This window comes from Gordonia sp. NPDC003950 (genome assembly GCF_053605205.1).
The window spans coordinates 1-22,038 of sequence record NZ_JBSGIT010000042.1 but is presented as its reverse complement, the minus strand read 5'-3'; the positions used below and the strand labels follow the sequence as shown (position 1 = coordinate 22,038).

Genomic DNA, 22,038 nt, shown 5'->3' with positions numbered 1-22,038 from the left:
AGGACTCGACCGGCGGATAACAACCCTACCAGCGGATGGGTGCTCGACCGCCCAACGCGAGAACTGCTGCGAAGCAATGACTGACCTACGATCCTTGGCCCACCGATAGACACCAGACCAACCAACCCGCACCCGGCTCCGGCCGGGACCGCATCCGTTCTTTGACAACTCCAGAGTGAAATATGAACGCCCGCAACGACGTGTCACCTGCTCGACGGCCTTCCTGCCGGAATGGTGCGCAGCACACGACACGTCGGCGGATGATCCGCTCAGCCGAAGGTGATGGCGTCCAACCGCTCCTTGATGAACTCGCCGGCAACCACCGGTGGACGGCCCGAGTCATGGCCGATAGGCTCCCCGAGCGGGGTGACGACGGCGTCGTGGTCGAGTTCGTAGAAGAAGATCAGCGACACGAGATCTTCTTCGGGTGCGTCGGGCTGTGGCGGCAGTACGCGGTGCCGACCGGCCGGCCAACGGCCGCCCGACCAGTACTCGAGCAGATCACCGATGTTGATGGTCAACGCATCGGGATTGTAAGGTGCGTCGGCCCAACCACTCTCGTCGCTGAACACCTGCAGACCACCGGCGCCAGGCTCCCGATCCAAGACGGTGACCGTACCGAAATCGGTGTGTGGTCCGATGCGGAACTGTCCCGGTTCGGGTTCACCCACATCCGTCATCGGCGGATAGTGATTGATGTTCGACGTCCAGGTGGCATTGGCCGCCAGGCCCGCGAACGGATTCTCGTCACCGTCCATCCCCAGGGCCGAGGCCATCAAGGCCAGCAGGTCGTCCGACAGCGCCTTCATCTGGGTTGTCCACGCGGTGAACAGTTCTCGCAGTCCAGGAGCTTCCTGCGGCCACACGTCCGGGGCGAACCAGAAGTCGTCGATCTCCGGAATCCCGACCCGCGTCTGCGCTCCCGAGTTGTAGGTCTCCTTCAGATCCGGTGGCGTCTCGGTGCCCTCCGAGTAGCCATTCGCCTCGAGTCCCGGACCGATCCAGCCCCGGCCGCCGACACCAACTGCGTACTGCTGCTTGATATCTGCCGGCAACGCGAAGAACTCGCGTGCGGCGCTCCGCAATTCGCGTGGTAGCGCAGGGTCGACACCGTGCCCGGTCACCAACAGGAACCCGGCCTTCTGCAACGACTCGTCGACGGCAGCACAGACCTGCTGCGCGGCCGCCCCACCGGCTCGCCACACAGACAGATCCACCGTCAGGATCGGACTGTCCACAGACGTGATCGACGAGGACGTATCCGGTGCGGCGGTCATCGTTCGTCTCCGTTGTCATCCCGGTCATCGGCCACTCCGATGTCCTCGTTCCACAGCGCCGGATTCGCGGCGATGAAGTCGGTCATCATCGACACGCACCGATCGTCGTCGACGACGACGACATCGACCCCGAGGCCGGCCAACCACGCCTCGCCACCGGCGAAGGTCCGGTTCTCGCCGATCACCACCGTCCCGATGCCGAACTGCCGGATCAGTCCGCTGCAATACCAGCACGGCGCGAGCGTGGTGACCATGATCGTCGACGAATAGTCGCGCTGACGTCCGGCGGCCCGGAAGGCGTCGGTCTCGCCGTGCACCGACGGATCATCATGCTGGACGCGCCGGTTGCGCCCCTCACCGAGAAGGGTGCCGTCGGCGGAGAACAGGGCGGCCCCGATCGGGATACCACCCTCCGCGAGGCCGGCTCGCGCCTGCCGAAAGGCCACGTCGAGGAGAGTCGCCGGATCGAGTCCCGCGGCGACGGTCGGGGCGGAGGTCGACATGACCTCGAGACTGCCGCCGACAGCCACCGACCTCAACCGACAATTCGTCCGGTCGCGAACGCCCGCGGGAGTGCATATCGTCCTCCCATGCCCGCAGCATCCATCACACCACCGACCCTGCGTCAGGTCATCGACCGGCATCTCGACCGCGCGGACCCGCGGGTTCTCACGGCGCACGATCGCCTCGACTCGGCGGTCACCTGGGTGCACTCGAGCGAGATCTTCGAGATCGGGCCCCTGCTGGCCGGTGGTGAACTCCTGCTGACCACCGGCCTGGGCCTCGCCGGGCTCGACGCCGGCACACGTCGACACTATGTCCGCGACCTCGCCGACCGCGGGGTCGCGGGCCTCGCGTTCGAGATCGGCCGCACCTTCGACGCGATCCCCGAGGAGATGATCCGGGAAGGGTCGGCCGCGCACCTGCCCATCGTGGAACTGCGCCGCGTGGTGCCTTTCATCGAGGTCTGTCGGACCGCCAACACCGCGATCGTGTCCGACGAGGTGACCGACCTCCGGCTACGCAGCGAACTCGACGCACTGCTGCACGACGACCTCACGGCCCCCGGCGCCACCGCCGCGATGATCGATCACATCGCCGCCGCAGCGCGGTGCCCGATCGTGCTGGTGGGCTCCGGCGGAGCGCTCATCTCCACTCACGGCGTCGACGATGATCGCGCGGCCTGGCGAGCCGTCGACACGGCGGTCGCCTCGACGCCGATCCTGGTGCGCGGCCGCGAGATCGGTCGGCTGTACGCCGGCACCGACCCGGCCGCATCGTCCGCGGCGAGTATCGACCTGCTGTTACGCACCGGCGCGGGACCGTTGGCCGCGGTACTCACCCGATCCGGCACCAACAGATCATCGCTGGGCGCCCGACTGATCACCGACCTCGTCGGACGCCATCCGCTGCGTCGCGCGGATCTGCTTGCACGCCTGCATGGTTCCGGATTGGCGGTGTCGGACACAACGGTCCTGGTACCCGTCGCGGCGCACTCCCCCGATTCACGGATGGCCGACGCGGCTCTCACCCGCGCGGCGTCGCACCTGGGTGGGCTGATCCACGCCACCGTGGACGCCACCACCTACGCACTCGTCGCCGCATCGGCCGACACCACCGATCCCGTCACGCAGGTGCGCGAAGCGTTGATCGAGGGCGGCTCCCAGGCCGTCCGATTCGAAGCGGTGGTCGGCGACGGGCATCCCGTCCACGGCACCGGATCCGGTTCCGGACCGGCCTCGACGCTCTCCGACGCACTGCACACGTGTTCGGAAAGACTGGACATGGCAGGTGATCTCCGACGAATCCACGGTGTGGTGACCGGTCGTGAACTCCTCGTCGAGTCGACGGCCAGGTCATTGCCGACACCCCTGCGGGACGAACTCCTCGGTCTCATCGCGCCGCTGACCACTCACGATGCGGCGACCTCGGCGCAACTGGTGACCACACTCGACGTCCACCTCCGGCACGGATGCAGCGCGACCCGCTCCGCGGAGGAGCTGCACATCGGCAGGCAAAGCTTGTACCAACGGCTGGATCGGATTCGTGGGCTTCTGGGCTTCGATCCCACCGCTCCGGCAATCTACGGATCGATGTTGTTGGCCATCAGCACCTTTCAGGCCGAGAGGGTTCGGCCCTGAGGTCGCCCGGCCCACCCAGGAGCCCGCCTCATGGAACGGGGCCTCCCCGACGAGCATGCCGCTCATCGAGGAGGCCCCAGGCTCGGAAGCCGCGGTCAGGTGGACTGCCGCTGCGAGGCCTCGACGCGAGACCGGGCCAGGATCACATACCCCACGAACGCGATCACGAATCCGACGAATGCGCCGATGTCTCCGAGTTCGGGGACCGCGCGGACGACGTAGCCGACGAAGCGTTCCTGGTTGCAGAACAGCAGCACCGAGACGACGAGGGCGATGACGAAGGCGGCGACGCCTCCCCAGTTCGTGTACTTGCGGTCATACAGCAGCGCCAACGGTGGCGGATCACGACGCAGGACACGGTCGGCGAACACCACACCGAGCCACGGTCCGATCCAGTACGCGACGAGCAGCAGGAACGCCTCATACGATGCGGCCGCGTCCGCCAGCGCCCACCAGGCGACCAGGAAGCCGACGATGCCGAAGAACACCGACACCAGGGCACGCTGCGCGTTCATCGGCAGCTTGAAGCCCATCGTCACGAAGGCCATCGCACCGGAGTAGACGTTGATGGCGTTGGCCGCAACGGCACCGACCGCGATGGCCAGAAGCGTCAGATTCGCGATGGCGCCGGGGAAGTGGGAGGTGTAGGCCTCGGTCGGGTTGTCCGAGGTCGGTGCGCCGATGGTCATCGACGCCGCGCCCACCACCATGAGAACGGTGCACGACAGGAACAGACCCGCCGACGCGAACAGTCCGGTCTGGGCCTTGGACACGGTGGGCGGCAGGTACCGGGTGTAGTCGGCGGCGTACGGCGTCCAGCCGGCGGTGTAGCCGAATGCGGCGCCCATCGTCAGGAAGAAACCGGCGATCGAGAATCCGCCGTCGGCCGCCGGTGCCGACAGGTGCGACTTGCTGAAGATGATGACCGCACCGATCAGGAAGATCACCGCCAGCACCGGGGCGGCGAGGCGTTCGAAACGCTGCACCAGGTTGTGGCCGAAGAACGCGAACGCGGTCTGCGCCACCACGATGACGATGAGGCCGACCAGCGGGGTCAGGCCGAACAGTGTCGACAGGGCGAAGGCGCCGCTGACACTGTTGGTGGCGAACCACCCGACGCCGCACATGACGGCCATGAAGGTGGCCGGGAGGATGTTGCCGTTGTGACCGAAACTCAAGCGGCCCAACACCATCTGCGGCACCCCGTGCAGCGGCCCCTCGGCCGACAGCAGGAAGTGGGCGACGGCACTGAGCAGATTGCCGATCACGATCGCCGCGACCGCCTGCCAGAACGACAACCCGAAGTAGGCGACGGAGATGACGCCGACGAAGATCGTCGCGAACTCCAGGTTCGGGGCGGTCCACGTCCAGAACAGGCCGCGCGGCTTACCGTGGCGGGCCTCGAGCGGGATCGGTTCGTTGCCGCCGGGCTCGACCGCGAGGACCTTGGTGCCGTAGCCGAGGGCGGCCGTGTCGTCGACGGTGTCGGTGGGTGAAGCAGTCATGGCGACACTGTGCTGTGCCCGCCGCCGACCGGCAAGCGACGAAGTGTCAGCTGGGCGGACTCCACGGAGCGACAGTTCGCCCGTAGTCGCCGACGTCGGCCATCGCCATCGGGATTCCAATCGGCTCAGCGAACCGTGACGACCGTGTGCGCCGCCGCGTCACCGAGGATCTTGTGCAGGTTCCAGATCGGCCGATGCGATTCGAACTGCGTCTCGTAGGGCACCTTCATGGTCGCGACCAGCTCGGACCAGTGGTTGGTCACCATGTTCTGGTAGCGGGGCAGCAGTTCGGTGGTCACGTACTTCCACCGCAGGTCAAACACCGACCAGTCCCAGTTGGCGATCGGCGTCTGCACGCTCAGGGTGCGCCCGTCGGCGAGCTCGGCGGTGTAGGTGAACGGGATGAAGTTCCGCAGCGCCGGCACGCCCGCGATGGACGGCGATCCGGCGAGCGTCATCGCGTACGTCAGGGCGGCGCCGACGCCGTCGGCCTTGCGGTAGTTGCGGACGTTGTCGAACTGCCAGCCGACGACGTTGAACTGTTCCCGACGGAGCAGCGTCGCGTTGCCCTGCGCGATGCGGGATGCGTCGCCCGAGTCGATGTCGCGCCACGCGGCGAGAACGGAGTCGTCGAGCAGACCGGCCCGGTGCAGCTCCTCGATGCCGGCGATGCCGGTGCGCACGTAGGCCATGTGCAGCGGCATCAGGTCACTGAAGATCGCCTTCTGCATGACAAGGATCCGCTTGGCGAACCAGTCGAGGTCGGCGGGGGTGATCTTGTCGGCGGAGTAGGCCAGGGTCTGCAGCCCCTTCGGGAAGATCCCGAGGAAGCCCGGTCCCGCGGCATCGGTTGTCGCCTCGATGATCTGGGCGGCCAGCGGTTGCAGCTGCGAGATTCCGTAGACATCACCGAGCAGCACCACGTCGGCGATGCCACCACCGAAGTCGGCGCCGACGAGGCCGGCCATCCCCGACCACTGCAGATTCTTGTGCGCGATCTGCAGGTCCTCGTACAGCCGATAGGACTTGATCATGTTGCCGCGCATGGCGTGGAATCCCTTCTGCGGATCCCACGCAGCCAGGTCGATACCGGCGGTCGACGTGGCCTGCACGAGCCGCCACTGAAAGAGCAACGCGGCGTAGCGCTTCGGGTCGATGCCCGATGAATGCGCTTGGGCCACGAGCGAGTTCAGGGTTGCGACGTCGGTGGGTAATGCGGGGTTGACGCCACCGGCGGACCTGTCGGCGAACCGATTGGTCAGCGGGAGATCGAGATAGCGGTCGAGGTCGGCGGCGCGAGCCGGACCGCTCGCCAGTGGCGCCCCCACCACCGCGACGATGACCGCCAGAATGAGCCCGATGACCGAGCGTCGAGTGATCGACATATGGTTCCCGCCCTGCTTCGCCCCGACCGTCGCACGGTCGCGACGTGACGCCGCGAAACCTATCGAGGAGCAGATGACTCGGCAAGCTGCGGCCACATCGCACAATTCCGGACATCTACGCAGGTCAATGGGCATAACAGCCGCGCAACCCGCACTTGGGGCAAGATAAATGTGATGAGACTAACAGCGCAATTCGTCTCACGGCCCCCGCGTCGGAGCCCAAATGTCGGATCAGTGCGGCGGCCTCGCTCAACCGATGATGACCACATGCAGGGTCCGCGGGCCGTGCACACCCTCGACCCGGTCCAACTCGATGTCACTGGTCGCGCTCGGTCCGCTGATCCAGGTCTGCGGCCGACCGGCAGCGCCGTCGGCGATCAGGCGGGCGACCGCCTCGGGTACGTCGGTGACGATCTGTGCGGCATCGACGATGCACACATGCACGTCGGGCACCAGCGATACCGCTCGCCGTCCCTGGCCCGCACCGTGATCGAGGACGATGGTGCCGGTGTTGGCGATACCGACGGCGGCGGTGGTCACCACCGCCCCGATTCGATCCAGCTCGGCCGGCGAGAGCTCGTCGTCGTCGCGCCACGCGATGTCGAGGGCCAGCCGCTCGCGCAGATCGGGATCGGCCAGGACCGATCCACCCACCCCGTCCAGCGCACGAGCCACCGTGTCCGACAACGCATCTGCGGGTACCCGCTCGACGACAGCCCGATAGTCGGCGACCCGCTCGGCGAACCGTTCGACGGAATCGAGATCGCCCGTGGACACCGCCGCGCCGTAGCCCCAGTCGATCTCGTCGCGCCGCTGCTGGTCGTCGACGTCGGCGATCGCGCGCCGCACCCGGCCCAGGATGTCCTCGCGCGCACTCATTTACGCCCCGCCCCGCCGGTGTCGCCGGTTCCGTTGGCCTCATCGGTTGTGTTGCTACGGTTCGCTTTCCACCAGTCCCGGAAGGATTCGGCGGGCGGGACGGGTACGTCGCGGGCCGAACTCCAGCCCGACAACGGCCAGGGCAGCGCGCCGATCGAGGTGCGCCTGCCGAAGAACCGGTGACTCGTCGTCGCCGCCTTCTGAGCCGCTTCGAGTCGCCGGTGATCGGCGAAGGTCCACGCCATCGCCTTCATCGCGGCGGCCTCTGCACTCGGCAGTCCGCCACGCTTCTCGTCGACGACCCGGGTGCGTAAGTGCACCAGGATGTCCGGGATGTCGATGCGGACCGGACAGACGTCGAAACAGGCACCGCACAGGCTCGACGCGAACGGCAGCGACTGATCGACCTTCGACGAGGTGCCACGCAGTTGCGGGGTGAGGATCGCCCCGATCGGCCCCGGGTACACCGACCCGTAGGCGTGTCCACCCGCCCGCTCATACACCGGGCAGACGTTGAGACATGCCGAACATCGGATGCAGCGCAACGCATCTCGCCCCACCTCGTCGGCCAGGACGTCGGTGCGGTGATTGTCGAGCAACACGATGTGCACGTTCTGCGGTCCGTCGCCGGGGGTGACACCGGTCCAGATGGAGGTGTAGGGATTCTCCCGTTCACCGGTACTCGAACGCGGCAGCACCTGGAGGAAGACCTCGAGATCGGCCCAGGTCGGCAGGATCTTCTCGATACCCACCACGGAGATCAGCGTCTCCGGCAGGGTCAGGCACATCCGGCCGTTGCCCTCGGATTCGACGACGACGAGGCTGCCGGTGTCGGCGACCGCGAAGTTCGCGCCGCTGATCCCGACCTTGGCGCGCAGGAACTTCTCCCGCAGATGCAGGCGCGCCGCCTCCGCCAGACGCCTGGGGTCATCGGTGAGGTCGTCCGGGGCCGGCCGCCCGACCTCCTTCATCCGGCGCAGGAAGATCTCGCGCACCTCACTGCGGTTGCGGTGGATGGCCGGCACCAGAATGTGACTGGGCCAGTCGTCGCCGAGTTGCACGATGAGTTCGGCGAGATCGGTTTCCCACGAATCGATTCCGGCGTCGGCGAGGGCCTCGTTGAGTTCGATCTCCTGGGTCGCCATGGACTTGACCTTGACCACCTCGTCGGCGCCGGTGTCGCGCACCAGGTCGACGATGATGCGGTTGGCCTCCTCGGCGTCACGCGCCCAGTGCACGACGGCGCCCGCGGCGGTGGCCTTCTCCTCGAATTCGACCAGGTAGGAGTCGAGGTTGCGCAGCGCACGGTTCTTGATCGCCTCGGCGGCCAGCCGCAACTGTTCCCAATTGTCGAGTTCGCCGACGACGCCGGCCCGCTTCTCGCGGATGATCCCGGTGGCGTGGGCCAGATTCCGACGCTGCGTGGTGTTGGCGAGTTCGTTACGCGCCGCCGCCGGGAACTTCGGCATCCCGACGAACGTGCGGGTCACCCCGACGTGCGGATGCTGTGCCGGGCGGGTATCCGGGGTGGTCGTACTCATGCCGGCTCCCGATCGGTCGAGGCGAGCACCTCGGCGAGATGCATCATGCGGATACCCGCGCGTTCCCGGTTGAGCAGCCCGCCGATGTGGGCGAGACACGAATTGTCCCCGGCGACGAGCACTTCGGCATGGGTCTCCTTGACGTGCGCGGACTTGTCCGATCCCATCGCCACCGAGGTGTCGGCATTCTTCATCGCGAACGTGCCACCGAAGCCGCAACACTGCTCGGCCGCAGGCAGTTCCACCAGATCGATGCCCCCGACCGCCCGGAGCAGTTGTAGCGGCTTGTCGCCGACCCGCAGCATTCGCAGCGAATGACATGTCGGGTGGTAGGTGACCCGGTGCGGAAAGTAGGCGCCGACGTCGGTGACGCCGAGGACGTCGACGAGGAACTCGCTGAGTTCGTAGACCTTCGGCGTGTAGGCGGCGACCGCCGAGATCAGGGCCGGATCGCGCGAGCGTTTCGCGAGATCGGGGTGCTGGTGGCGCACCGACCCGATACACGACGCCGACGGCGCCACCACCGCGTCGTAATCCCCGAAGACATCTGCGAACTGCCGAACACCGGGGATGGCCTCGTCGGCGTAGCCGGTGTTGGTGAACATCTGCCCGCAGCAGGTCTGCTCGACGGGGAATTCGACACTCACCCCGAGCCGCTCGAGGAGCAGAACCGTGGCACGCGGCGTGCCCGGCCACATCGTGTCGTTGAAGCAGGTGGCCAGCAGCGCGACCCTCATGGGGCGGGCACCGGCGTCATGAGGCGGATCGGGCACGGCGACTGGCTACCGTACGGTGCGTCGGGCAGGTTCTTCAGACGCAGGTTCATGAGACTCCGTATCGTGGGCCGGCGAACGGGGTTGAGGTGATCGAACCACACGTGGTCCGACCCCACGACCGTACGCCCGTTGGTGCCCAACGGCCGTTGCGGGATCCGGAGGGTGGCGGCGACCCGGGCGTACGCCGCACGATTCGGCATGGCCAGGGAGACTTCGCCGTTTGCCGGGACAAACCGCGGCCCCTGATGCATAGTTGACCGAACGATCAGTTGACCGCTCGGTCAACTCTGACGGACACCGGCCTGCGGCGGAGACGCGGAAGGCCTGAATCGGGGGGATTCGAATGCGTCGGATGACGTTCGACCAGCGCCGTGCCGAACTGATCGACGCCGCGATCCGGGTGATCGCGCGCGACGGTCTGGCCGCGGCGACGACCCGCGCCATCGTCGGTGAGGCGGGGATGCCGCAGGGCTCGCTGTTCTACATCTTCTCCTCCCGCGACGCGCTGATCAGTGCGGTGATCGAGGAGATCACCACCACCGAACGCCGCGGCGCGTTGCTCAGCGTCGAAATGTCCGGACCCGATCGCGACCTCCGGGAGGTCTTGGCCGCGGCGATGGACGCCTACCTGCGTCTGCTGGAACGCAACCCGGACCGCGAACTGGCCCTGCTCGAGGTGGCGGCGCACGCGATGCGGCACGATCCGCCGGCCGCACATCGCCAGTGGCAGACCTACCGGGCCACCGTCGCCGAGGCCTTGTCCTTCATCGCCGACACCATGTCGATGCGGTGGACGCTGCCCGTCACCGACCTGGCACACATTGTGACGTCCACTCTCGACGGGCTGACGTTGTCCTGGCTCACCGACCGCGACGGTGACGCCGCGCGGCGCCACATCGATCTGCTGTCCGGTACCTTCGCCGCACTCGCGGTATCCGAGTACGACCCGGTCGAGGCGACCGGCACGTCACCACAGGGGGAAACAGTATGACCGACCAGTTCTCGCACACCGAGCGGGACCGCCCCGACCGGGACCGACCCGGCGTCACCCGGCGCGGATTCCTCGGCGGTGCCGCGGCCGCCGGCGCGAGTGCCATCGGGCTGGCCGCCACCACCACCGGTACCGGTGGCGCGCAAGCCGCACCGACGGGCGGCGGGTATCTCGTCGGTGCCGGCCGGGGTGATGTCACCGGCGCCATCGCCGGTCAGGGCATGATGGGCTACTCCGACCTCGAACAGGTGGCAACCGTTCTGCTGCAACGGGTGTGGGCTCGCGCCTACATCATCGCCGACGCGGCGACCGGCAAACGGGTGGTGTTCGTCAACGCCGACCTTGCCCTCATCTTCGAATCCCACCGCGTGGGCGTGATGAGGGAACTGCGCAAGCGGTTCGGCTCCACCTACACCGACGAGAACGTCAACCTCAACGCCACCCACAACCACAACTCGTGTGGCGGGACCGCCTGGGATTACGCGTATGTCCTTGCCGCGCTAGGCCATCGGGAGAACTCGTATCGCGCCGAGATCGACGGGATCGTCGACGCCATCGTCGCCGCACACCGGTCGCTGGCGCCGGGCACCCTCGAGATCGGGCACAGCGAACTGCACAACGCCAGCGCCAACCGCTCGTTGGATGCGTTCACCAACAACCCGGCACCGGACAAGAACCACTTTCCCGAACACATCGACCCACAGGTGACCGGACTGCGACTTCGTCAGGGCGGCAATGTCATCGGTGAGATCACCTGGTTCGCCACGCATGGCACGTCGCTGACCGATGCCAATACCCTGATCTCCACCGACAACAAGGGGTACGCCTCCTATCTGGCCGAGAGCCGCACCCCCGGTGTGGTGGCGTCCTTCCCTCAGACCAACGCCGGTGACATGACGCCGAACCTGTGGCTGCGCAAGATGAATCCGGGTGGACCGACCGATGACCGGCGAGCCAACTGCGCGATCATCGGCGAACGGCAGTTCCAGGCCGGACAGCGCGCCCTCGGTTCGGCCCGAACCCTCAGCGGTGGAATCGATTACGCCTACCGATTCATCAACATGGCCGATGTGCACATCGACGGTCACTACACCCCCGACGGGCGTGCGGCCCGAACGTCGCCGGCGATCATGGGTGCCGGGGCCGCGGCGACCAGCACCGAGGACAACACCCGTAGTCAGTTGGGCTTCCTGCACGAGGGCATGGTGTTGCCGTTCGCGCGGGCACTCGGCATCGACACGAATGTCACGCCACCGGAGTGGGCGCAGCAGATCCAGGCACCCAAGTTCGACCTCTTCCCGCTCGGCTATCTGCCGCCGCGACCCTGGATACAGGAGACCCTGCCGATCCAGCTGATCCGCATCGGCGACCTCGTGCTGGCCGCCGGGCCGGCCGAGTTCACCATCGTGGCCGGCCTGCGCATCCGCCGGATCGTCGCCGACGCCCTGCGCGTGCCCCTGGAAAATGTGCTGTTGCAGGGATATTCGAATGGCTACAGCCAGTATGTGACCACCCCGGAGGAGTACCTCTCCCAGCAATACGAGGGCGGGGAAACCCTCTTCGGCCGCTTCACTTTGTGCGCCTACATGCAGGAATTCGACCGACTCGCCCGCGCGATGGCCGCCGGTCGCACCCTCGGCTCCGGTCCGCGTCCGGCCGACACCAGTGGACTGCAACCCGATCTGCTCGGTGGTGTGCCCGCCGACACTCCCGTTCGCGGCGCGACCTTCGGTGCGGTCACCTCCCCACCGAAGGCGACATATACTGCGGGACAAACGGTGTCGGTGACCTTCTCGGGAGCCCACCCGCGCAATAAGGTGCATCGCACCCGCGCCGACGGAAGCCGTCCCACCGACGGGTACTACGTCATCGAACGCTTCGATGGCGGCCGCTGGGTGACCGCCGAGGACGACAACGACTGGAACAGCGAACTGCACTGGGCCCGGCCGGCCGGGCAGGACTCCGCATCGGCGGTCACCATCCTCTGGCGAATCCCGCAGGGCACCACGGGCCGTCACCGCATCCGGTACTTTGGTGACGCAAAATCTGCTGCTGGTCAACTGAAGTCGTTCGTGGGGATCAGTCCGGCGTTCGAGGTCGGCTGATCCGGGGGACGCTGATTCGGGGACACTGATTCGGCGTGGGTTGCGTGCCGCGACTCCCGTCGCCGTGATCAGTCAAGTAGCTGGTCGACGCGGAAATCGATGAGGGTACGCATCCGCAGCGCGGTGCTGCTGCGTTGCACGCCGTCGATGCCGAGGATGACCCCGGCCACCCGATACAGGTCGTCGGCGTCGCGCGCCACCACCTGGATGAGCAGATCGGTGTCGCCGGTCAGTCCGTGCACCTCGATCACCTCGGGGATCCGGACGAGCGCGGTGGACACCTGCGCGAGTTGGCGCTGCGTCACCTCGGTGAAGACGTAGGCGCTGATCGGGTATCCGAGGAATTCGGGGTCGATGCGCCGATCGAATCCCCGCAGCGCCTCGGCCTCGTCCCAGCGCGCCATCCGTGCCTGGACGGTGTTGCGTGAGAGGCCGGTCAATTCGGCGAGCGCGCTCGTCGTCGCGCGCGGCGCCCGGATCAGCGCCCGCAGGATGCCCCGATCGGTGCCGTCGAACCGGAATGCCTTGGGCACTCTGATCACCTCACCTCACCGCCGACATCATCCGGGTTGGCATTTTGCACAATCCCCCTCGAAACTCTGGCACAAAGGGGACGGCCGGCGCCAGACTGTGGATCATTCTGCATCACCAGGAGGTACAGGCGATGACCACCAGTTCGGCGCCGGACACCGACGTCACCCGCGAGCGCGACGACGTCCTCGAGGAGATCGCGGCACGCGTGCTGTGGACCTCGACGGCCATCGTCCATCACGCCAACCGGATTCGGCCCAACCCGTCTGGGCTCAAGGTGGGTGGCCATCAGGCGTCGTGCGCCTCGATGGTGTCGATCATGACCGAATTGTGGTTCGAGCAACTCCGCTCCGGCGATCGCGTGTCGGTGAAACCGCATGCCGCACCGGTGCTGCACGCCATCAACTACCTACTCGGTGATCTCGACGCCGAGCACCTCACCCGGCTGCGGGAGTTCGGTGGCCTGCAGAGCTACCCGAGCCGCACCAAAGACCCGGACACCGTGGACTATTCGACCGGATCGGTCGGTATCGGTGCCACCGCACCCATCTGGGGTGCCATCGCCCGCCGATATGTGACGACCGCCTTCGGCACCGGCGGAACGGGCCGGCAGTATTCCCTGGTCGGTGACGCCGAACTCGACGAAGGCGCGGTGTGGGAGGCGATCCTCGATTCGTCGGTGGCCGAACTCGGTGAGATCGTGTGGATCGTCGACATGAACCGGCAGTCCCTGGACCGTGTCGTCCCCAACATCGCTGTCCCACGTCTGGAGGCGATGTTCGCCGCCGCCGGCTGGCAGGTGATCACGGTGCGATGGGGCCGACTGCTCGAGAAGCTCTTCGATCGTCCCGGCGGGGACGCGATGCGGACGCGGATCACCGAGATGTCCAACCCGGAGTATCAACGTCTATTGCGTTGTGACGTGGGCGAATTGCGCTCCAGGCTGCCCGGTGACGGACCTGGTGCGCCCGCGATCGCGACGCTGATCGCCGATCTCGATGACGCGACAGTCCACGCGGCGATCCGCAACCTCGGCGGACATGACCTGTCGGCGTTACGCGCAGCGTTCGACGCGATCGACGACAGCCGCCCCACTGTCGTCATCGCCTACACGGTGAAGGGATACGGCCTACCCACCCAGGGACATCCGCAGAATCATTCGTCGCTGCTGACCGTCGAACAGTTCGACGAGTTGGGAGCACGGATGGGTGAGGATCCGGCTCAGCCGTGGCATCGGTTCGCCGAGGATTCCGCCGCGGGCCGGCTCTGCGCGGCGACCGCCGCACAACTGCGCCGAGAACCGATCCGGCAGCTCCCAACATTCACAGTGCCCGCCGACATCGGCCGCACCCCGCCGGCGGTGTCGACAACCCAGGCGGCTCTGGGGCGCACGCTGTTGGACCTGAACCGGCAGGCCCCCGACGTGGCGAAGCGGGTGATCACCGTCAGTCCCGACGTGAGTTCGTCGACCAACCTCGCCGGCTGGCTGAACAAGGTCGGGGTGTGGTCACCCACCGAGCGTCGCGACTGGTTCGACGACGACCGCGAGACCCTGATGCATTGGCGAGAACGTCCCACCGGCCGGCACATGGAACTCGGCATCGCCGAAACCAACCTCGTCGGGCTGATCGGCGAACTCGGCGCCACCTGGAGCCGGTGGGGTGAGCCGCTGCTCCCCATCGGCGTGCTGTACGACCCGTTCGTCGAACGGGCACTGGAACCGTGGTCGTACGGCATCTACGCGGGCGGCCAGTCGATCCTGGTCGGCACCCCGGCGGGGGTCACGCTGGCGCCCGAAGGTGGTGCACACCAATCGATCAAGACCCCGTCGATCGGCCTGGAGCAACCCGGATGTGTCAGCTATGAACCGGCCTTCGCCGTCGACGTCGAATGGACCCTGCTCGATTGCCTTGCGCACCTGGGTCGCCCGGACGGGCGTTCGGCATATCTGCGGTTGTCCACCCGGCCGGTACAGCAGGCGCTTGCCGACGTGCCGACCGACCCGTCAGCCCGCGAACGCCGTCGACGTCAGGTGGTTGCCGGTGGATACACATTGCGACACAACAAGAATCCTGCTGTCACCCTCGTTGCCGTCGGCGCCCTGGTCACCGATGCCCTGGCCGCCGCCGATCGACTGGCGCAGATGGACATCGCCTGCGATGTCGTGGTGATTACCAGTCCGGGGAAGGTTTTCGAGGCATTCCAGTCACGACGCGGGCAGGGTGACGCGCCGACGTGGATTCTCGATCAGGTTTTCCCGGCCGACCGCGCGACACCGATGGTGACGGTGCTCGACGGCCATCCGCACACCTTGGCATTCCTCCCCACGATCAATCGTGTCGCCTCGATTGCGTTGGGCGTCAGCCATCTCGGTCAGTCGGGTTCACTTGAGGACGTCTATCGGATCCACGGGATCGACGCCGATGCCATGGTGCGCGCAGCCCTGGACCTGATCTCCTGAGGACCGCTCAGGCCTCCTCGGACACCGTATCCCGTTCGGAGGCGTAGCGGCGCATCGCCTCACGCTCCCCGACAGAGTCGGGGTAGAAGAGAAACACCAACAGCGCACCGAGTCCGACGATGCCGATCGCGGCGGCCAATGCGCGGGTGTCACCATCGACGAATGCGTCACGGGCGGCGGAGATGATCTGTTCGGAGTACTGCGGATACCGTTGTGCGAGATCGGCGGCACTGGCAAAGGATTTGGTGAGTGCGGTCTGCGTCTGCGCGCTCACCTCGTCGGCATGGGGTGATCCCTGAATGCTCTCGGTCAGCGCCTTCGCGTATCCAGCGGTCAGGATCGCGCCCAGAATGGACTGCATGATCGCGCCACCGAGGTCACGTTGCAGATCCGAGGTACTCGAGGCCATACCCGCACGCGACACCGGCACCGAACCGGTCAGCGAGTGGGAGGCCGGTGTCCCCGCGAAGCCGACCCCCGCACCGATCAGGACGTAAGCCGCAATCACCGACCACACCGGTGCGGTATCACCCCAGAGCGTCAACGCGATGACCAGTCCGCAGATGATGAAGGCGTATCCGATGAGCAGGGTGAAACGCGATCCGATGGATTCGACGAGCTTGGCCGACTGCGGCGCGACGACGATCATCGCCGCAGCCGCGGGCAGGGCGAGCGCACCCGCCGCCAGCGTCGAGTATCCGAGGACGTTCTGCAGGTACTGCTGGCCGACGTACATCGCACCCATCAGGGTGCCGAAAACCACGATGCCGCCGACCGCGGCGACCCAGAATGTCCGCCGCTTGGCGATGCGGAAATCGTAAAGCGGCACCTTGATTCGCAACTGTCGCCACACGAAGAACAATGCCGAGACCGCTGCGACGGTCGTGAGAATCCACACCGCGGTCATCATGTCGTCCATCGGCGCGAAGTTGATCGCCAGGACGGTGGCGCCGACGAACAGGATCGAGAGAACCCCGCCGAAATTGTCCACGGTGACCGCCTGATCACCGCCGTCGCTCGGGACCAGGAACCATGCGGAGACCAGCGCCACCACCGCCAGCGGAAGCGTGACCAGGAAGACCGAATGCCAATCGAACTTCTCCAGCAATGCTCCGGACAGGACCGGCCCGGTGGCCGAGATCGCCCCTCCGAGCGCCGACCAGGCGGCAATGGCCTTGGTGCGCCGGGCACCGGTCCACAACGCGGTGATGATCGCCAGCGTCGTCGGATAGGCCAGACCGGCGGAGATACCGCCGAGAACACGGGCACCGAACAAGACGTTGGGATCGCCGGCGAAACCGGCGATCAGCGACGCCGGGAGAGTCAGCAGCATGCCGTAGACCAGGAGTCGCTTCCGGCCGAACCGGTCACCGAGAACACCGAAGTACAACACCGACGCCGCGAGGCCCAGCGAGTAGCCGACCGCGATCAGGTTGAGTTGCGTTGAACTCGCGTCGAGGGCCTTGCCGATGTCGGGCAGCGCCACATTGGCCACGGCCAGATTGATGTTGGCGACACCGGCGACGAGGATCAACGCGGTCAGCACGAGTCCTGCACGCTGGGGGGCCACCCCTTGGTCGCTCACTGCGCCATCAGTCGAGATCACTCGTCGACCCTACGATGCGATACCGTCCGCGTGAAGCGCATCGTCGCAGTTCGTGGCCGATTCACCCGAGGTGTATGACGGTGCGGATCATCGATGCGTGAATTTCGGATCGCGCTTTTCGACGAACGCCGCCATCCCCTCGGTCTGGTCGTCGGTGGCGAACGTCGAGTAGAACAATGCCCGCTCGGCGCGAACTCCCTCGGTGAGGCCGGACTCGAAGGCACGGTTGACCGCGTCCTTGGCCAGTGCAGTGGCGATGGCCGACTTGGCGGCGATGGTCGCGGCGACCTCCAGGGCGACCTCGAGCGCCTCCTCGGTGGGGACGACGCGGCTGACCAGACCGAGGCGTTCGGCCTCGTCAACCTTCATCTGCCGGCCGGTGAGGACCATATCCATCGCCTTGGCCTTGCCGACGGCGCGGGTCAGGCGCTGCGAGCCACCGATACCGGGAATGACGCCGAGATTGATCTCCGGTTGCCCGAAGACCGCGTTCTCACCGGCAATGATCGTGTCGCACAACATCGCCAGTTCGCAGCCACCGCCGAGGGCGTATCCGGTGACGGCCGCGATGATCGGGGTGCGCAGCCGCGACAGATCGTCCCAGGCGCCGAAGAACGACTCGCTCACCACGTCGGAGTAGGTCTTCGACAACATCTCCTTGATGTCGGCACCCGCCGCGAATGCCTTCGTCGATCCGGTGATGACGACGGCCCCGACGTCCGGATCCTTGTCGAAAGCAGTTGCGGCGGCGACCACTTCGGTCATCAATTCGGTGTTGAGCGCGTTGAGCGCCTTGGGTCGGTTGAGGGTGATGATGCCGACGCGGTCGCGGCGCTCGACGAGAATGGTCTGGGGTTCCGGGTTCTGGGTCATGGGTGGTTCCTCGGGTGATCGGGTCGGGTGATCGGGTCGGGTGACCGGTCCGGTGGGCCGGAGGGTGCCGTCAGGCGTCGGCGGTGTCGAAGGTCAGTTCCAGGTCATCGGGAAGTGGCCGCAGGAAATCGGCGACGAGGGCGTCGGTGACCTGATCGGCCGGTTGCCAGCTCGGATTGCGATCCTTGTCGACGACCTGGGCGCGGATGCCTTCGGCGAGATCCTTGTGCAGCAGCGAACGCAACGACACGCGATACTCGCGGCGCAGCGACTCGGCCAGCGTGGACGTGGTTTCGGCGTCACGCAGCGAGGCGAGGGTGACCGCGAGTGCGAGTGGACTCTTGCCGGCGATCCGATCGGCGGTCGCGGTGGCGAACTCGGTTCCGACGGCGCGGCAGTTGCCCACGATCTCGCCGACGGAATCGGCGGCGAAGGCGCCGCCGATCCATGCGCGCTGCTCCAGGAGCGGGGCCTCCGGTGGCGTCACCGTGTACTCGGCGAGCACATCGGCCACCGCCCGGTCGGCGAGCGCCGCGACGAACTCGTCGAGGCGGTCGGCGGGAATGTAGTGGTCGGCCAGGCCGAGAGCGATGGCTTCAGCGCCGTTGACCGGGGCGGCGGTGAGCGCGAGGTAGGTGCCGAGGTGATCGGGCACTCGGGCGAGCAGATGGGTGCCGCCGACGTCGGGGACGAATCCGATGCCGACCTCGGGCATCGCGAGGCGGGTGCGGTCGGTGACGACGCGGGTGTTGCCGTGGGCGGAGATGCCCACGCCGCCGCCCATCACGATGCCGTCCATCAGTGCGATGTAGGGCTTGGGGTAGTCGGCGATGAGGTGGTTGAGCCGGTATTCGTCGTGCCAGAAGCGCCCTGACGGGCTGTCGGCGGCGTCGTGGTCGGTGTGCTGACCGTCGCTGAGGACAGCGCCGTCGCGGTGGATCGCGATGATGTCCCCACCGGCACACAGGCCGCGCTCCCCCGCGCCGCGGATGACCACGGCGGTGACCGCATCGTCGGTCTCCCAGTCCCTAAGCGTCGCCTCGACCGCCAGGTCCATTTCATGGTCGAGCGCATTGATCGATTTCGGCCGGTTCAGGGTGATGATCCCCACCTGGCCACGACGCTCGGTGAGGACCGAGGGTGGCGCCGCCTGCAGGTTCGACGACTCCTGATTCGCTTCCGTCATGAACAGCCTCCTGGTGCGCATGGACTCCCGCTCGGGCATCCCATTTAGTTGGATATCCTAGTTTCTCGTTCGGCACAACCCCGCACCGGGCCGTGAGGGACGTGTGCGCCGACGTCTCACAATCGTTCGGCGAGCCGACGCGCAGCCAATTGGACCGCTTCCCATACGGTCGCGAACGGCGGTGCGTAGGCGAGGTCCATCTCGGCGAGGTCGTCGACGCTCATCGCGCCCCAGAGTGCGGCCGCGATGGTGTCGATGCGTTTGCCCGAGGCCTGCCCGCCGACGATCTGACCCCCGAGGAGGCGTCGGGTGTGGCGGTCGGCGACGATGTCGATCGCGATCGGTGAGCTCTCGTTCATGTATCCGCTGGCCGTCGACGAGTCGGTGATCAGCGATACCGGATCGAATCCGGCGGCCGCGGCGTGACGGGTGGACAGTCCGGTGCGGGCGATCTCGAGGTAGCCGCCCCCGGCCCGGAATCGGGTGATCGCGGTACCGAGGGCACCGGCGAAACGTTCATTGCCGCCGACGATGTTGTATCCGCACACCCGTCCCTGCTTGTTGGCGTGCGTACCCAATGGCAGGAATGCCGACGTTCCCGTCATCCGGTCGGTGACCTCGCAGCAGTCGCCGGCCGCCCAGACCCCGTGGCCGAGGTACTGGTGATCGTCGGTGCGGTAGCCGCCGAAGTCACCGACCGGCAATCCGGCCTCCGCGCCGAGGGCGGTGGCCGGGCGGACACCCAGTCCCAGCATCACCACGTCGGCGTCGAGCGTTCTGCCGTCGCGGGTGGTGAGTCGTTTGGTGCCGTCGGGCATCAGTTCGGCGGATGCGATGATGTCGCCGGTGATGAGTTCGACGCCGGCTTCTCGCATGGTGTCCGCGATCCGATCGCTCATCTCCGGGTCCAATGAGCTCATGACGGTGCTGCGCGTGATCAGCGTTGTGGCACAGCCACGTTCGAGGAGCGCTTCGGCCATCTCGATGCCGATGTAGCCGCCACCGACGACGAGGCCACGACGCCCTGCACCGACTGATGTGGGGCCGAGGAGGTCGAGCCAGTAGCGTGCATCATCGAGTGTCTTGGCGGCCTGCACGCCGGGGAGGAGTTCTCCGTCGGTGTTGCGCGCCCAGTCGGGGATGATGGGTTGTGCTCCGGTGGCCAGGACGAGGGTGTCGAAGGCGACGCTGTCCGAGTGGCCTTCGCCGGTGAGGGCATCACTGATCGAGACGTCGACCTGTCGCACAGACAGGTCGATCCGCTCGGCGGTGACACCCATCCGTAGGTCCACACCCATGGCGCGATGCTGCTCGGGGCTGCGTGCACTCAGTTCGTCTTCGGAATCCACCAGTCCGGCAACAAGATACGGTATTCCGCACGCCGAGTACGAGGTGTCCTGGGTTCGTTCGAGCGCGATCACCTCGATGTCACGGCCGGCCGTTGCGGCGCTGCGGAGCGCCTGGTGTGCGGCACTCATGCCGGCGGCATCGGCGCCGATCACCACGATGCGTTCAGTCGTCACTCTCCGTCGCCTTCCGTTTGGTCATCTTCTTTGTCGGTCGCCGCGGCGGCCCTGCCTCGTGGAGACTCCTGTCCGGGAGATCGGTGACCGCCTCCCGAAGGTGATTCTCTATGGCGGAGACCGCTTTTCGCGGGCGCGGTCGCGTCAGCGATTCGTAGACCCGCGCGGCGCGCACCCCTTTGAGTTCGAGCGGGACGACGCCGGGGTGGCGAGCGGCGAATCGCGGCATCAGGGCGATGCCGTGATCGGCGGCGACGAGAGCCTCGATCGTGGTGAAGTCGAGCATCCGTTGAGTCACTCGCGGTGCGACACCGGTGAGGGCCGAAATCGACAGCAGGACATCGTCAACGGGAAAACCGCCTTCGACGCTGATCCAGTCGCGGTCGGCGAGGTCGGTCACATCAATGGTGCCTCGGTGCGCCAAATCGGAACTGCCGGATACGATCACGTCGAGTGGCTCCCGCATCAGCTCGGTGACATGAACCCGAGGGTCGGTCACCGCAGGCATCCGCTCGTCGCGATGCGTGACGACGATGTCGAAATCGGCCAGGGCCGGTGGGGCTTCGGGATATCCGACGTCGAGATGAAATGCGGTGACATCTATCCCGGACTCGGCGGCCTTGTCGAGCACCGCCGGAAGCAGCAGGGATGCACCGGAGGGGAACATCGCGAGTCGCACCATGGAGTGTCCGGAACCGTAGGAGGCCATCTCCTCCTGGGCGCGGTCGACGGCGGCGATGACCTCATCGGCCCGCAACACCAGCGCCTGCCCGGCAGGGGTGAGGCGGATGCGCCGTCCGTCGGGTTCGAGGAGTTCCACACCCGCCTCCCCCGCAAGCACCTTGAGCTGCTGGGACACCGCCGACGGCGTCATGTGCATCGCCTCGGCCACCGCCCCGATGGATCCACGGTCGGCGAACTCACGCAGCAGGCGCAGCCGACGGATCTCCATGGAGCCGATCCTAGTGTGCGCCCGTCGTATGACGTCGCGACCACGGAGGAATGAGGTGTCGTTGCGCTGCGCACCACCGAGGAGATGGCCGTCGAGCGTGGCGACACCTATCGCCGGCATTTCTGGTTCTCTGTGGAATTGTCAAAGTACCGATGCGGTCCCGGCCGGAGCCGGGTGCGGGCTGGTTGGTCTGGTGTCTATCGGTGGGCCAAGGATCGAAGGTCAGTCATTGCCTCGCAGCAGTTCTCGCGTTGGTCGGTCGAGCACCCATCCGCTGGTAGGGTTGTTATCCGCCGGTCGAGTCCC

Annotated in this window: 17 protein-coding genes; 4 read left to right on the top strand and 13 right to left on the bottom strand. The window is 66.8% G+C overall.

Features of this window, described 5'->3' with window-relative positions; genetic code table 11:
• Positions 1 to 269: 269 nt before the first annotated feature.
• Both ACWETB_RS23285 and ACWETB_RS23280 read right to left on the bottom strand, forming a co-directional pair.
• Entirely contained in the window at positions 270 to 1,277 is a 1,008-nt protein-coding gene (locus ACWETB_RS23285; protein WP_452213941.1) for an isopenicillin N synthase family dioxygenase, read from the bottom strand.
• Entirely contained in the window at positions 1,274 to 1,780 is a 507-nt protein-coding gene (locus ACWETB_RS23280) for a nucleoside deaminase (protein WP_452213939.1), read from the bottom strand. The genes ACWETB_RS23285 and ACWETB_RS23280 overlap by 4 nt, the downstream gene beginning before the upstream one ends.
• Before the next feature lie 87 nt (positions 1,781 to 1,867).
• Here ACWETB_RS23280 and ACWETB_RS23275 point away from each other — a divergent pair, with 87 nt between their 5' ends.
• Entirely contained in the window at positions 1,868 to 3,418 is a 1,551-nt protein-coding gene (locus ACWETB_RS23275; RefSeq protein ID WP_452213937.1) for a PucR family transcriptional regulator, read from the top strand.
• Between the two features lie 95 nt (positions 3,419 to 3,513).
• Here ACWETB_RS23275 and ACWETB_RS23270 read toward each other — a convergent pair whose 3' ends face one another.
• From ACWETB_RS23270 to ACWETB_RS23250, 5 genes are all read right to left on the bottom strand, one after another.
• Positions 3,514 to 4,923 carry a purine-cytosine permease family protein gene (locus ACWETB_RS23270; RefSeq protein ID WP_452213935.1) on the bottom strand — a complete coding sequence of 470 codons (1,410 nt, stop codon included), beginning with the start codon at positions 4,921 to 4,923 and terminating at the stop codon, positions 3,514 to 3,516.
• A gap of 125 nt (positions 4,924 to 5,048) precedes the next feature.
• A complete protein-coding gene (locus ACWETB_RS23265; protein ID WP_452213933.1) occupies positions 5,049 to 6,308 on the bottom strand; it encodes a hypothetical protein in 1,260 nt (419 codons plus the stop codon).
• 249 nt (positions 6,309 to 6,557) lie between these two features.
• The gene (locus ACWETB_RS23260; protein WP_449744956.1) at positions 6,558 to 7,187 is read right to left on the bottom strand and encodes a LutC/YkgG family protein; all 630 of its coding nucleotides are present in this window, start codon (positions 7,185 to 7,187) and stop codon (positions 6,558 to 6,560) included.
• Positions 7,184 to 8,728, bottom strand: a complete 1,545-nt coding sequence (locus ACWETB_RS23255; protein ID WP_452213931.1) for a LutB/LldF family L-lactate oxidation iron-sulfur protein — start codon at positions 8,726 to 8,728, stop codon at positions 7,184 to 7,186. The genes ACWETB_RS23260 and ACWETB_RS23255 overlap by 4 nt, the downstream gene beginning before the upstream one ends.
• Positions 8,725 to 9,465, bottom strand: coding sequence for a (Fe-S)-binding protein (locus ACWETB_RS23250; RefSeq protein ID WP_449744963.1), 741 nt, complete (start codon positions 9,463 to 9,465; stop codon positions 8,725 to 8,727). Before ACWETB_RS23250 ends, ACWETB_RS23255 begins: the two co-directional genes overlap by 4 nt.
• A 391-nt stretch (positions 9,466 to 9,856) precedes the next feature.
• On the opposite strand from ACWETB_RS23250, the gene ACWETB_RS23245 reads away from it, so the two are divergent.
• Positions 9,857 to 10,495 (top strand): TetR/AcrR family transcriptional regulator, encoded by a 639-nt coding sequence (locus ACWETB_RS23245; RefSeq protein WP_449744954.1) that lies wholly within the window; start codon positions 9,857 to 9,859, stop codon positions 10,493 to 10,495.
• Entirely contained in the window at positions 10,492 to 12,600 is a 2,109-nt protein-coding gene (locus tag ACWETB_RS23240; protein WP_452213929.1) for a neutral/alkaline ceramidase, read from the top strand. The genes ACWETB_RS23245 and ACWETB_RS23240 overlap by 4 nt, the downstream gene beginning before the upstream one ends.
• A 68-nt stretch (positions 12,601 to 12,668) precedes the next feature.
• On the opposite strand, the gene ACWETB_RS23235 is transcribed toward ACWETB_RS23240, so the two are convergent.
• The gene (locus ACWETB_RS23235; protein ID WP_449744952.1) at positions 12,669 to 13,133 is read right to left on the bottom strand and encodes an Lrp/AsnC family transcriptional regulator; all 465 of its coding nucleotides are present in this window, start codon (positions 13,131 to 13,133) and stop codon (positions 12,669 to 12,671) included.
• A 131-nt stretch (positions 13,134 to 13,264) separates the two neighbouring features.
• Between ACWETB_RS23235 and ACWETB_RS23230 the strand changes: the two genes are divergently transcribed.
• Positions 13,265 to 15,592 carry a transketolase-like TK C-terminal-containing protein gene (locus ACWETB_RS23230; RefSeq protein ID WP_452213926.1) on the top strand — a complete coding sequence of 776 codons (2,328 nt, stop codon included), beginning with the start codon at positions 13,265 to 13,267 and terminating at the stop codon, positions 15,590 to 15,592.
• 7 nt (positions 15,593 to 15,599) lie between these two features.
• Here the strand turns inward: ACWETB_RS23230 and ACWETB_RS23225 are convergent, their stop codons facing one another.
• The 5 genes from ACWETB_RS23225 to ACWETB_RS23205 form a co-directional block, all read right to left on the bottom strand.
• A complete protein-coding gene (locus ACWETB_RS23225; protein ID WP_449744962.1) occupies positions 15,600 to 17,195 on the bottom strand; it encodes an MFS transporter in 1,596 nt (531 codons plus the stop codon).
• Between the two features lie 90 nt (positions 17,196 to 17,285).
• The gene (locus ACWETB_RS23220; protein WP_449744950.1) at positions 17,286 to 18,071 is read right to left on the bottom strand and encodes an enoyl-CoA hydratase; all 786 of its coding nucleotides are present in this window, start codon (positions 18,069 to 18,071) and stop codon (positions 17,286 to 17,288) included.
• A gap of 70 nt (positions 18,072 to 18,141) precedes the next feature.
• Complete coding sequence (locus ACWETB_RS23215) at positions 18,142 to 19,257, bottom strand: enoyl-CoA hydratase/isomerase family protein (RefSeq protein WP_452213924.1); 1,116 nt, start codon at positions 19,255 to 19,257, stop codon at positions 18,142 to 18,144.
• Positions 19,258 to 19,373: 116 nt separating this feature from the next.
• Positions 19,374 to 20,780: an FAD-dependent oxidoreductase gene (locus tag ACWETB_RS23210; protein WP_452213922.1), complete on the bottom strand. Its 1,407-nt coding sequence runs from the start codon at positions 20,778 to 20,780 to the stop codon at positions 19,374 to 19,376.
• Positions 20,770 to 21,732 carry a LysR family transcriptional regulator gene (locus tag ACWETB_RS23205; RefSeq protein ID WP_452213920.1) on the bottom strand — a complete coding sequence of 321 codons (963 nt, stop codon included), beginning with the start codon at positions 21,730 to 21,732 and terminating at the stop codon, positions 20,770 to 20,772. The genes ACWETB_RS23210 and ACWETB_RS23205 overlap by 11 nt, the downstream gene beginning before the upstream one ends.
• Between the last annotated feature and the right edge of the window lie 306 nt (positions 21,733 to 22,038).